The organism is Nostoc sp. DedQUE02, assembly GCF_034531035.1.
GTDB lineage: Bacteria > Cyanobacteriota > Cyanobacteriia > Cyanobacteriales > Nostocaceae > Nostoc.
Window position 1 is genome coordinate 29,379 of record NZ_JAVRBY020000007.1, and the last position, 13,252, is coordinate 42,630.

The following is a 13,252-nucleotide window of genomic DNA, read 5'->3' on the forward strand; positions in this document are numbered from 1 at the left end:
CAAAAGGAGTTGCAGTAGAAATAGAATCATTTGAAAGCGGATCTCTTCTTTTCTACTGCATTTACTATTGATAACAGTCACTATTTTAAATCATCTACAAGCTTAACAAACTCGCTAGTCCGTGTAGGACTAGTAAATTACCATAGCGCTCTGACACCTCCACCAGTGTTTTGTCCACCTGTTGTGTTGTTACCACCTGTATTATTCTGCGTTCCGGTAGTGCCGTTACTTGGATACTGCTGTGTTCCAGTAGTACCATTATTTGTCCCACTAGTGCCATTATTTGGATACTGCTGCGTTCCACTAGTGCCGTTACTTGGATACTGCTGCGTTCCAGTAGTACCATTACTTGTCCCACTAGTGCCGTTACTTGGATACTGCTGTGTTCCAGTAGTACCATTACTTGTCCCACTAGTGCCGTTACTTGGATACTGCTGTGTTCCAGTAGTACCATTACTTCCATTAGTGCCGTTATTTAGATTCTGCTGCGTTCCAGTAGTACCATTACTTCCATTAGTACCGTTATTTAGATTCTGCTGCGTTCCAGTAGTACCATTATTTCTTCGACTAGGGCCATTATTTGGATACTGCTGCGTATCAGTAGGATCATTATTGGCATTATTTGGCGACTGCTCCGTTCCGTTGGTCGAATCACCTGTAGATTGCCCTGCTTGAGAGTACAATCTATTACCTATCGGGGCTTGACTAGTTTCCAAATTTCTAGCGTTGGATTGGGGTATAGCATATACCGGAAGACTTATTAAAGCACCAGTACTAGCAACACCTACAAGGCTAGCAAGCATTTTGAGCAAATTTTTATTGTGGTTTACGTTCATTGGTATCTCCTGAACCTGAGTTTAAAGTTAAATGCTTCTTATCCCACTAAGCAATTTGCTGAAATCTAGAAAAAGTTTTTTCTATTTTTCAACTAAAACTAATGATCTAAATCAAAAGTATTTGACAGTAATGTTGTTATTTAATTAACAAGTTAACTGAATTAATTTCTTAGTCCTTCTCCCTAAAGTCTAGTCTGATGTTAAATTAACTTGTAATATTCTAGACACTATTTGTTTAATATTTTTTCAACAATCTACTTCTTTAGATAGACGCTTAATATATTTTTTCATCTAATAAATAATATTTTAAAGTTCATATAGCCTTTCCTAATCTAGCGAGGTACAGCTTAACCTCATCCCGATAAAGCTGTGCTTTATCTCCTCTCTCTTTGGTAAAGAGAGAGGTTGGGGATGAGGTTTTGATATCTAATTCATGCACCTGAAAAGCGCTATAGCATAAATCAAAAAATAACACAATTGCTTATGGATATAATTAAATTCAGCTTGCTGTTACTAAGAGCAAAACCATTACCAGCTAGCTATGCACCCCTACAAATAATTGTGGTTCAAATAGATAAGAAAAGGGCTGTTTAGCTTACTTTTCTAGACTCCAGCCCAGGGCTACGGCGACTTCAGCCGCTAATTCTAGAGGATTGAATGGTTTTGCGATCGCACTAATCATTCCCATCTGAGTATAGCGACGGCGATCGGAAGCCTGGATTTTGGCAGTTAACAAAATTACCGGAATCGCTTTAGTTAATGGATTGGTTTGTAATTTTTCAAAGGTCGTAATGCCATCCATCTCTGGCATCATCACATCTAGTAAAATTGCATCTGGTTGGTAAGTCTCAGCTTTAATTATGCCCTCTTTACCGGAACTCGCTGTCACTACTTTCCAGCCTGCGACTGTTTCCAAGCAAATCTTGGCAACTTCTTGAATATACTGCTCGTTATCAACCACTAGAATTTGCTTTGTTGTCATCACTGCTATCCTCTTGTTGGTTTAGGGGAATTCGCTGAAGTAACTTCATCACCCGTTGTTCAAATTCTTCGGTGGTAACACGCCCTTTGGTGACAAATTCTGCATCTTGACTTAATTGGCTATTTATGAGTGCATCGTAATTACTAGGAATCACGGGAATGCTGGAAGAGTCTTCTAAATCAGTATTTTGGAAAGTCCCAAACAACGGCAGAGTCACATAAAAGGTGCTACCTTCACCCAATACACTTTCAGCCCAGATGCGTCCGCTATGCTGTTGCATAATGCTCTTACAAATTGCCAAACCTAAACCAGTCCCATCATGGTTGCGTGAATCTGAAGAGTCAACTTGTTGAAAACGCTCAAAGATACTCTCAAGTTTGTCTGCTGGGATACCACGTCCAGTATCTTTGACTGTCAACAAAACTTCATCTTTTTGTTGTTGCGCCCCCAAGCAAACCGTAGATCCAGCAGCCGAAAATTTAATGGCATTACTCAGTAGGTTAGTCAAGGTTTGAACAATGCGATCGCTATCTGCTAAGACTTGACCAGATAAAGCAGAAATGGATACTTTCACTTCTGCTTTGTCGGCCAGAGGCTGTATGACATTTACTGCTTGGGTGATCAGATCAACGATATTGCAGATTTCTGGTTCCATCTTCGCCTTACCCGACTCGATCCGCTCAATGTCTAGGATGTCGTTGATTAAACGTACTAGGCGTTCGCTGCTATCAGTAGCAATTTGCAGCAGGCGTTTTGCCTGCTCTGAGTCTGAGGGTAGCAAACCACTGGCTAGCATTCCCAGGGAGCCGTGAATCGAAGTTAAAGGTGTACGGAGTTCATGACTAACAACAGAGACAAATTCATCTTTCATCCGTTCGATTTGCTTGCGCTCTGTGATATCTCGTAAAATAACCGTATAAAATATTTCTTCACCCATATCTATTTTAGAGATGGAAGCCTCGGCCGGAAATTCAGTCCCATCCTTGCGGCGACCATAAATTTCACGCCGTTCTCCCATCCGACGGGCAATGTTGGGAGATTGGCCAAAGTCAACGACGTGTTGACGATGCATTTGGAAAAAGCGTTGCGGTAAGAGTAAATCAAGCCCCTGTCCAATCACTTCCTGGGCAGAGTAGCCAAAAATCTTCTCTGCTCCTTGATTAAACAAGGTAATGCTTTGAAACCCGTTGATGGAAATAATTGCATCATCAGCAATATCTAAAATCCGTGCAAATCGGGCTTGAGAAAACCGTAATTCTTCCTGTGTCCGTTGACGTTCATCGAGTTGTGACTGTAACTGTTGATTTACCCTAATTAACTCGGCAGTACGTTCTGCTACTCTCAATTCCAGTTCGCCAATGGCTCGTAAATTGAGAGATGAGGGAAAACTTACTTCCCCTGCCTCCCTTACTCTTCTTCCCCCTCTGCCCTCCTCCACGCGCTGCCGCAATTTCATCCGTTCTAAGCGATTAACGATCCGGGTTACTAGTTCTGGCCCGACAATCGGCTTGCTTACAAAGTCATCAGCGCCAACGCTAAACACCTGATTTACCGTTTCGGCATCGCTATGCACAGTCAGGAATAGGATGGGTAATTCACTCCAGGGCGAATCGTTGCGTACTAATTGGCAAAGTTCTATACCATTTATATAAGGTAATTCCACATCCAGAATTAGCATATCTGGCGTAACTGCTTCCAAGGTGTTCCAGAACTGGCGCGGATCTTCAAGAGCGATCGCCTTTAATCCCCAAGGACTTAGTAAGGTTTGCAACAATGCCTGAATTTGCGGATCGTCATCCACCACCAATATTTTAGTTTCTGTATGGAGGTCATTTTGCAGAGGTTGTGTGACTGTTTCTAATACCTGTGGGTTTGGTGATGCAGATATTGCCGCAGCTTCGTTTCCGTCAATTTGCTGACGCAATAACTTTACCCAACTTTCGAGGTTATTAATCTCAGATTGACTCAAGGTTTGGCCAGAACTCAGCAGCAGTTCGATATTGCGTGCCAATTTTGAGCCAAGAAGTAAGCCAAAAGTACCTAAAGATCCCGCCAAGGTATGCGCCTCTTTGGCTGCAAGAGAGAGCAATTCGGAATTTAAATTATTTTGGTTTAAAGTTGCGATCGCTTCCTCAACTCTCCTCACCTGCTCGTCCACCCGTCCTTGAAATCGTTGCCAAATTTCCGCAACTGCCATTACTGTTTGCTGCTGTGATTTGAGATTGGGAACTGGGGATTTTATACAATCTAATTCCCCCTGTTCCCTACTCCCTGCCCCCCTTGTACTAAGCGCAGTCGAAGTATGCTCCCTGCTCCCTGCCCCCCTTGTACTGAGCGCAGTCGAAGTATGCTCCCCGCTCCCTGCCCCCTCTTCCCGTGGTTTCAGCCGATAGCCGATACCATAAACTGTTTCAACCAAATCGCTAGGCGCTCCCACAGCTTTGAGTTTGTGTCGTAATCCTTTGATATGGGTGCGAACAGCTTCTTCTTGTGGAGTGTCTTCATAACACCAAAGATGTTCTAAAATCATGCCGCAGCTAAACACGCGGCGAGTATTTCGCAAGAATAGTTCTAACAGAGCATACTCTTTTGGAGTAAGTGACAGCAGATTTTCAGCATAGATCGCTTCACAGCTACTAGGGTCTAGCCGCAATGCACCATACTCTAGGACAGGTTGTGAAGTTACGCCTTTGCGACGCAACAGCGCTCTGACACGAGCAATTAACTCCTCTTCGTCAAAGGGTTTAACTACATAGTCATCTGCGCCTGCATCTAGTCCGATCGCTTTATCATGACTACTATCGCGCCCTGTTAATAACAATATTGGCATTTGCAAACCGCTAGACCGGATTTGACGACAAAGACTAATGCCATCTAGCTTGGGCAATACTACATCCAAGAGGATTAAATCATAATCATAAATTTGAATAAAATTCCAAGCAGCATCACCATCAGTAGCAACTTCAACTGCGTAGTTTTGGTTAGTCAAAACTGTGGTGAGTCTGTATGCATTTAACTCGTCGTCTTCTACAACTAAAATTTTCATGTTAAAAGCTTTACAAGTTAAGATGGATACAACAGATAACAAGCAAAAAGCTTATAGCAATTTTCAGCTATTAAGACTGAGACGGGCAGTAGTGTATTTCAATTACTTGAAAAGCACTGGTAATTACAAAATAAATATATTAATTTTTAATTTTAAAACATATCCCAAAAGGTCTATATTTCCTGTTTATCCTGATTAATAAATATCAAGATTGATTAATTTATAATTCGATTTTTCTAGCTGCTTGCTTAGGAGCAGATGCTATGGTGGAAATAAAGATTTTATAGATGCTAACTTTATACTACCTTACTTAGAGATTCTTATACTACAGAGAGACTCAGATTTATTTCCTCCTGCCTCCTCTAATAAAACGCTCAATACGTTACAAGAGAAAAAACCCTCTGCTAAACCTGTGAAAAAACGAGTAACGCTTACCTTCCCAAGACGCGCCGTACAAATGCCAGTCACTTACGTACTGGCCAAAGAGTTCAACGTCGCCGCTAATATAATCCGTGCCCAAGTTGCTCCAAATCAAATTGGTAAACTAGTAGTAGAACTATCGGGAGACATCGATCAATTAGATGCGGCCATCGAGTGGATGCGATCGCGCCATGTTAACGTTTCTTCTACATTAGGCGAAATTGCGATCGATGAGGATGTGTGTGTCCACTGTGGCTTGTGTACTGGGGTTTGTCCTACCGAAGCCCTCACTCTCCACCCAGAGACGTACAAATTGACATTCACGCGATCGCGCTGTATCGTCTGCGAACAGTGTATCCCCACCTGTCCCGTACAAGCAATCTCTACTAATATTTAACAATCTAAAATCCAAAATCCAAAATTGAAGTTAGCCTAACTTAAACACATCCGCGATTACACCATCATCACCCACCAGCCTACTTTTTGCTGGAGAGTCATAAACTACCAATAGCGAAGGTATGCCAGTTACATCCTCAAACAGCGTCATTCCTTCAGCGTGTTCTTCCCGATTGCCATAAGGAATATCTTGCACGAAATCAGGATTGCTGAAGACATTTTCTCGCGAATTCACACCATTTATCCAGCGATAAACTTGCACAGGGCCATCTAAATCCATCGTTGGCCCGGCTAAAATCAATAAATCTTTGCCATCTATATACAAATCCCGAATTCCTAAACCATTCAACCAGATAAAATGCTTTTTATATAACTCTTGTAATTCCCCAATTTGCTTTAGTTTCATCAGCCCAGGAGTAGAATCTTCTAACTCTATTTCCAGCACTACAGCCCAACCCCGCAATACAGGCCCGCGCAAACCCAGAAAGACGCGGTTTTGATAAATGCCTATTCCTTCAATATCAAAGCCATTATCCTTTCCGGGAATTGCTGCCTGAATAAATAAGCCTAAATGGGCATCATCTGCTAAAGCTGTCATTAGCAAATTGCCCTGATTTGTCACCTCTAATTTAGCGGCATTCAATTGCACATCTGGCTTTTGCGGGTGTGGGCAAGACGAGAGTAACTCACCGTCTATTAGAGGAATCCGTCCTAAGACGTAACGGTTAGGTTCTGATTCAATTTTTGCTAGCCTTTTAAAGTTTTTGGCATCTGTATTTTCGGGTTTGGGTTTTTTGCGTTTGTAGCTGTGAGAACCAACAAACCATAAGTAATTATCAGCGTAAGCCAGTCCTTCTATATCAATTTCTTCCTCTTCTGGTGCAGGTAAATTAATAAATTCTGCTACTCTAAATTGTTGATGCTCTGTAAATTTATCAGTATCAACCAAAGATAGACGCTCAATAGTTGAGGTTTCATCTGATCCTAACCATAAATACTTCTGATGTGTTAGCAGCACCGATGATAAATCTTCTCTATGTTCTTTAAAATTATCCACAAAAATCAAGGAAACTTGATTGAGAAAATGTAAGTCTGGCATTTTCAATCATCTTTCTAGTTACAAAAATGGTAATTGTGCTATTATTATGTATTCAATGTGCTGTGTGCTGAAAAATTTTTCAAAAAATATAGTTTATATCAAATCATGAGAGTGAATCTGCTCTTGCGACCTTTGATAGATATTGTGTATCTATCAAAGACCATGCAACTATCAATAGTTATAAGCGTACTTGACAATTTTTATAATAAAAAAAATATCAAAAATCGCTACATATTTTTAACTAATGTTATTATGCAATAACCTATGAGGTAGTCATTCAGATCAATTATGAAATTAGCCACACAACCCACGGTAAAAACTCTAGGTGACTACGCCTACCAAGCGATTGAAAAACACTTTAAGAAAACCTTGAAGTGGGAAAAATCAGTCAAAAAAGATGAAGATCCAGAAGCACTGCACCAAATGCGAGTGGGAATGCGCCGCCTACGGACAGCAGTAACTCGGTTTGACCTAGCGCTGGATGTACCGAAACCAGTTAGTGATAAAAATATTGGTAAAATAGCCCGTCGTCTTGGTAGTCTGAGAGATTTAGACGTACTCAAAGAAAGCTTGGAAAACGATTATAAACCAAACTTACCCTGCAAAGAGCAGGAATCTCTACAAACAGTTTTTAAAGCTTTAGCTAAACAACGTGAAGATGTACTAGCGAGTGTACAGAAAACGTTAAAAGATGAATCTTACAAATCTCTAAAAGATGCATTAGATAAGTGGTTAGATAAACCCAGTTATCAACCTTTAGGATCTATTACGATTCAACAAGTTCTACCAGACTTACTATTACCAGAAGTGAGTAACTTCTTATTGCATCCGGGTTGGCTAGTGGGCACCCAATTTGTGGACTCAGAAGTTAAAATCCAGAAAAATTGGGAACCAGAAAAAATCGAAAAACAATTAACGATAGAAGGTGAAGTTCTTCACAGTTTACGAAAAGAAGCTAAACGGATACGCTACCAGATGGAGTTATTTACTGACTTATATGGTGAATCTTACGCAGCTTATCTTACAGAAGTGAAAAGTATCCAAGAAATTTTGGGTACGATGCAAGATAGTGCAGTTTTAACTGACTGGCTTACAGATGTTTTAAAGTCAGCAATTGAGACTGAGTTGCCTACTCTGGCTACTTTGTTAACTCAAAATCGCTACCAGTCGTGGCAGCAATGGCAACCTTTGCAAGAACGGTATCTGAAAAGTGAAACCAGACATAGTTTTCATTTAACAATACTGCACCCGCTTTCAGGAGTAATAAATTAAAAGTTACTCTTTGTTAGGTAAAGATTGGACTAATGAACAGGCAATTGAATAGGAGCCTCTAGGAACAAAACCTAAACGCTGCTCTGAGGAATTTGTACAACACGGGTATTTTCAGCGAAACGCAAACCTGAAATTAGTCCAACAGCGCTCAATACGGTTTGGTTAGCTTTTATTAGCGATGATTTTGGGGGTGTGGAGAAACTCTACATGAATAGCAAAGACACTAAAAATCTTATCCGAACCGTATTGCAACAGCGTTTTCCTAGCATGGCTCCCTAGTCAATAGGAGATTGGGGCTACCAATAAAAAAGAGGGTAAAAGGTTAAAGGGAAAAGGGGAAAGGCATGGATTAGGTCGCCCACCAGGGGCGAGGTTTTTACCTTTCCCCCTTCCCCTTCTTGATAAATAAAGACGGGTTGCAGCCCGTCTAAATAGCTTGAAAGTGCAAATACACCTTGTATAGCACTGAAAATAACACAGTTAATTTTCTCAGAGTTGCCAATTTGCCAAATAATAAAAAAATATTTTGCAAAAAATCCCCTAAAAGCTTGCTTTTTGGCTGTTTTGGGTTCTTATTTGTGATTTATATAACACTTTTCGTGCGATCGCTCCACCTTTGCTTTCGATTTTAACCTTTCAGAATTAATCTGATAAGCCACCAGTGAAAAGCTTGAAGTAAGTAAAAAGGAGTGACGAGATTTTATCGTATTGACACCTCACCCATCACTCCTTATAAATTGCGCGTTGATTAGCTGTTACGCATTGTTAAATTACACCAGCTTATTACTTCATTTATCCTCTAACTAAAGAGAGAGACAGATAATTATTAAGTTAATATGTAACTTCCTATACAAAACAATTTAACTTTTGTAAGATATCTAGTTTTTCCACTTTTCTCTTCTTTTAGGAGAGGATTAGGGAAATGCAGGAAGGGAAGACTTGCTCAGGAGTTAGGTTTCCGAGCTTTTGATGTTAGCAAAAATACTTTTAAAACATCCTCTGATGAGTTGTCAGGAATCTTGTTGTGAAATTCTATTAATAGAGAATGTATTCATCAGCACAACCAAACTTAACTTAGTTTCTATATCTTTGGTAGTATTTGCTTGATTCTTGTGATGGAAGTTTAGGAAAATCTTATCAGTTAGTCTAGGTGATAATCAAAACAATTATCGTTATTAGTAAATCATGCATTGAGAGAATGACAAAGCCGATTCAATAAGAATAGTGAGAAATTAAGTTTAAGAGTCAGGGTTTTCCGACTTGTGAAATTTTACCTAATTTCTCTACTAGTCATAATTTTGACTGGTTTATCAGTTGAGTTGCAAATTAGTATAATCTTAGACTAGTAGATTTTGCACTTGTATTTAGCTGAGTTTAACAGCTTTTCTGACCAAAGGTAGACGTAATACTTAGCATAGTTCCGTAAAATTAGTTTTTATAAACAATAATTTGATACTTATTCTATGTGAGGTTGTGCTTCATTCACGTAGGGGTAATACCCTGGAGGAAACCACTTTGCATCTACATGAATTGGCATAAATTGACCTTACAGCGTGTAGTTTTGCGTAAGTTTTATCGGCACATCTTCAAAAAGAATTGGTTGGTATGAGTAGCGAAAGTTCTTAAATGAAACTTCCTAATTTCCTAGATTTAATTTACTTTGACTATCTAAGTCGAATGTGACATCTGTAGTTTAAAAAGCTAGCCTATATTCTGTAGAAAATAAATTGTTGAAAACGTAAATAAATGTACTTTTACAAGTTTAACGGAATAACAATTGCAGTTTATAACTAGTTAAATTTATTACTCAGCCAAATCGTAAATGTTGCAATTTTTCCAAGGATTTATCTAGTAGATTTTTTTTGCTCAACCTCTGCAAGGAACTAGCGGGAAGTTAAGGTGAACATAGAAAAATTTATTCAACGCGCAGAAATATTGCATAAACGTTTAGCAGATTTATACCAAACAGCTAATGTATTGCCTTGGATTCCTCCAGATATGCTGCCGCAAGCTTTTAAGGAACTTTATAATACCTCAAAAATAGTACAGTTAGCAGCAGAGGAGCTGTCTCAGCAAAATGAGGAATTAATCCAAACACGAAATTGGCTAGAAGCAGAACGCCAACACTACCAAGATTTATTTGAGTTCGCGCCAGACGGTTACTTAGTAACTAATACAGAAGGAATCATTCAAGAAGCCAACCATACCGCAGCTAAATTGCTCAATGTTTCAAAGCAATTTCTGGTGGGCAAACCAATAATTAACTTCGTCCCTTTAGAAGAACGTCAGCACTTTCGCAGCGAACTAATTCAGCTATCGCAATCAGACAATGTTAAAGAATTATTGGTACGTTTTCAACAACGTTATGGCGACTTCTTTGATGCATCTTTAACAGTGGCAGTTGTCCACAATCACCAAGGTAAGGAAATCTCTCTGCGCTGGATACTGCGTAATACTACTGAGCGCCAGAACTTAGAATCAGCAATAGTCAAAAATCACAGCGATATTTTCATTGATCGTCCCATACAGAAATATTCTAAAGGAGAAACTATTGCTCTCAACCCATTAGTAATTTGGTATGTTTGTCAGGGTTTTGTCAAACTCAGTACTTATTGTGAAACCGGCGAAGAAGTGCTGATAGGATTGGCAAAGGCAGGAATGGTTTTTGGCTCTAGTTTGACATCTCTAAACATTTACCAAGCAACAGCTCTCTCTGATGTTGAGTTAGTGTCAATTTACGTAGCAGAAATAGCAGCTTCCCCAAATATGAGTCATACACTTTTACCAAAAATTAATCACCGATTACAGCAAACAGAATCTTTTTTAGTCATTTGTGGAAGACGACGAGTACAAGAACGCTTGCACGATTTATTAAAACTTTTGAAACGAGAAGTCGGTGAAACTGTGCCAGAGGGAACTCGCCTAAGTGTTCGTTTTACTCACGAAGATTTGGCTAGCGCCTGCTGTACAACCAGAGTTACAATTACACGGTTGATGGGGAAATTACAAGAACAAGGCATAATAAGTTTTGATTCAACAAAACACATGATATTGAAAGATTTGGATTAATTACTTTGCTGTAATTGTTTATATTTTTAGCCAATCAATAAAATTGCTATATCCGCAAAAATATAATAGGCAATAGGTAAGAGGCAATAGGCAATAGGTAAGAGGTAAGAGGCAATAGGCAATAGGCATAAAACTTTAGTATCGTAATCAGACTTGAATCAAATGGCACTTTGTACGTTCTCACATAAATTTCATACTAAAACTTGTATGAAGTTACGTGCAAAATTTCCTCGATCGCAGCACAGCATTTATATAATCATTTTTGATGCCGATCTACTTAGAGGATGCTTTAAAAGTTTAGCTACTTATTGATCCCTAGATACGGCAAGGCTTCTCTAAGAGAGGTTATGCTAATGCCAACGCTCTCATAAATACTACAGGGACGCAATGTAAGCGCAACGCTATACAAATAGGGAATTCAAAATGTATCCAAAATAATGTATATCTGATTGAGGGCGTATTGCTAAAATTGCGATGCCTACGGCAGGCTACGTCTATGCAGTATTCAAAGCGGTTATGCACACACTTGGTAAAAAAACTCCATCCTTGGGCTACATTTTAGCATTGGACTTAGGTACGACAGGCAACCGCGCCTTTGTGTTTAACGCAGATGGTAAGATTGTTGGGCAGGCATATAAAGAACTAACTCAGTATTATCCTCAGCCAGGATGGTTAGAACATGACCCTCAACAAATCTGGGAGGATACCTGTTGGGTGATGCAAACTGCAATTGAAAATGCCCAGATTGCTCCATCTACGATCGCAGCCTTGGGATTAACTGTACAGCGCGAAACCTGTTTGATTTGGGACAAAACCACTGGTAAACCGTTCCACAGAGCGATCGTCTGGCAAGATCGCCGCACTGCTCCCCTTTGTCACCAGTTACAAGAGCAAGGCTACGGTGAAGAAATTTACGATCGCACCGGATTAATTATTGATGCCTACTTTTCTGCTACCAAACTCAGATGGCTATTAGATAATTTTCCAGATGTTGACCTAAACAATGTCTTAGCAGGTACTATTGATACCTGGGTGTTGTGGAATCTCACAGGTAGGAAAGTCCATGCTACCGACCACAGCAACGCCAGCCGGACAATGTTGATGAATCTCAAAACCTGCGAATGGGATGAGATTTTACTGGATCTGTTTCAAATTCCGGCTCATATTTTGCCCCAGATTCAGCCGAGTTTAGGAGTATTTGGAGTTACCGATGCAACTTTGTTGGGTGCGGAAATTCCCATTACCGCCATCTTGGGAGATCAGCAAGCGGCTTTATTTGGTCACGGCTGCGATCGCCCCGGTTTGATGAAATGTACTTACGGTACTGGTAGTTTTTTGGTTGCTCACACAGGCTCTGAAATTGTGCGGTCGCACCATCAACTCATTTCCACGGTGGCATGGACACAAGCAAATTCCGGGGATATTTTAGATGTCGGCTATGCCTTAGAAGGCAGTATGTTTACTAGTGGTGCTTGTATTCAATGGTTGCGCGATCGCCTGAAGCTGATTAAAACTGCTGCTGAAACTGAAGCAATGGCCAATCAGGTAAAAGATAATGGCGGAGTCTATTTTGTGCCTGCATTTAGTGGGTTGGGCGCACCCTACTGGGATATGAGCGCCAGGGGAGCCTTTTTCGGCATTACCGCCAGTGTACAACCAGAGCATCTAGTTCGGGCTGTGTTGGAAGCGATCGCTTATCAAGTTCTGGAGGTGGTGCAGGCGATAAATGCATCTAGCAGTACTCCAGTTGGGCGATTAACCGTAGATGGTGGTGCTTGCGAGAACAATTTTCTGATGCAGTTTCAGGCTGATGTGTTAGGTATTCCAGTTGAACGCCCGATAATGCGGGATACGACCGTTCAGGGTGCAGCATTTGCAGCAGGTTTAGCTGTAGGATTTTGGGAGAGCTATGAAGCACTGGTGGAACAACGGCAAATAGAGCGGGTGTTTGAGCCGAAGAGTGATTTTCCCTTGTCCAACTTTGGCACTTGGCAAAAGGCAGTGAAACGTACTCTGGCTTGGGAAGAGTAGCCGAACTAAAAACGAGTTGAAGCGAAATTTATATCCTGAAACGGGGAAGGCGAAGAAACAAATACTATTACAATCAAGCAAATTGATGGAGTTTTGATTTA

General features: G+C 40.3%; 8 protein-coding genes. 4 read left to right on the forward strand and 4 right to left on the reverse strand.

Annotated features, from left to right (window positions below; translation table 11 throughout):
• Positions 1–137: 137 nt before the first annotated feature.
• The 3 genes from RMX98_RS09120 to RMX98_RS09130 all read right to left on the reverse strand — a co-directional run bounded on the left by RMX98_RS09120 (position 138) and on the right by RMX98_RS09130 (position 4,864).
• Positions 138–836: a hypothetical protein gene (locus RMX98_RS09120; protein WP_409880829.1), complete on the reverse strand. Its 699-nt coding sequence runs from the start codon at positions 834–836 to the stop codon at positions 138–140.
• Between the two features lie 595 nt (positions 837–1,431).
• Positions 1,432–1,818, reverse strand: a complete 387-nt coding sequence (locus RMX98_RS09125) for a response regulator (protein WP_322681247.1) — start codon at positions 1,816–1,818, stop codon at positions 1,432–1,434.
• Positions 1,790–4,864 (reverse strand): response regulator, encoded by a 3,075-nt coding sequence (locus tag RMX98_RS09130; protein WP_322681248.1) that lies wholly within the window; start codon positions 4,862–4,864, stop codon positions 1,790–1,792. The genes RMX98_RS09125 and RMX98_RS09130 overlap by 29 nt, the downstream gene beginning before the upstream one ends.
• A 412-nt stretch (positions 4,865–5,276) precedes the next feature.
• On the opposite strand from RMX98_RS09130, the gene RMX98_RS09135 reads away from it, so the two are divergent.
• Entirely contained in the window at positions 5,277–5,681 is a 405-nt protein-coding gene (locus tag RMX98_RS09135) for an NIL domain-containing protein (RefSeq protein WP_322681249.1), read from the forward strand.
• A 30-nt stretch (positions 5,682–5,711) separates the two neighbouring features.
• Here RMX98_RS09135 and RMX98_RS09140 read toward each other — a convergent pair whose 3' ends face one another.
• The gene (locus RMX98_RS09140; protein WP_322681250.1) at positions 5,712–6,779 is read right to left on the reverse strand and encodes a DUF3616 domain-containing protein; all 1,068 of its coding nucleotides are present in this window, start codon (positions 6,777–6,779) and stop codon (positions 5,712–5,714) included.
• 288 nt (positions 6,780–7,067) lie between these two features.
• Here RMX98_RS09140 and RMX98_RS09145 point away from each other — a divergent pair, with 288 nt between their 5' ends.
• The 3 genes from RMX98_RS09145 (at position 7,068) to glpK (ending at position 13,151) form a co-directional block, all read left to right on the forward strand.
• Positions 7,068–8,051, forward strand: coding sequence for a CHAD domain-containing protein (locus RMX98_RS09145; RefSeq protein WP_322681251.1), 984 nt, complete (start codon positions 7,068–7,070; stop codon positions 8,049–8,051).
• A 1,899-nt stretch (positions 8,052–9,950) separates the two neighbouring features.
• Positions 9,951–11,120 carry a PAS domain S-box protein gene (locus RMX98_RS09150; RefSeq protein WP_322681252.1) on the forward strand — a complete coding sequence of 390 codons (1,170 nt, stop codon included), beginning with the start codon at positions 9,951–9,953 and terminating at the stop codon, positions 11,118–11,120.
• 516 nt (positions 11,121–11,636) lie between these two features.
• Positions 11,637–13,151 carry a glycerol kinase GlpK gene (gene glpK, locus RMX98_RS09155; protein WP_322681484.1) on the forward strand — a complete coding sequence of 505 codons (1,515 nt, stop codon included), beginning with the start codon at positions 11,637–11,639 and terminating at the stop codon, positions 13,149–13,151.
• Positions 13,152–13,252: the final 101 nt, after the last annotated feature.

Excerpts from the sequence above, each read along its gene's own strand:
- RMX98_RS09125 (WP_322681247.1), bottom strand. The coding sequence starts at position 1,818 with ATGACAACAAAGCAAATTCTAGTGGTTGATAACGAGCAGTATATTCAA.
- RMX98_RS09120 (WP_409880829.1), bottom strand. The coding sequence starts at position 836 with ATGAACGTAAACCACAATAAAAATTTGCTCAAAATGCTTGCTAGCCTT.
- RMX98_RS09145 (WP_322681251.1), top strand. The coding sequence starts at position 7,068 with ATGAAATTAGCCACACAACCCACGGTAAAAACTCTAGGTGACTACGCC.
- RMX98_RS09130 (WP_322681248.1), bottom strand. The coding sequence starts at position 4,864 with ATGAAAATTTTAGTTGTAGAAGACGACGAGTTAAATGCATACAGACTC.
- glpK (WP_322681484.1), top strand. The coding sequence starts at position 11,637 with ATGCACACACTTGGTAAAAAAACTCCATCCTTGGGCTACATTTTAGCA.
- RMX98_RS09140 (WP_322681250.1), bottom strand. The coding sequence starts at position 6,779 with ATGCCAGACTTACATTTTCTCAATCAAGTTTCCTTGATTTTTGTGGAT.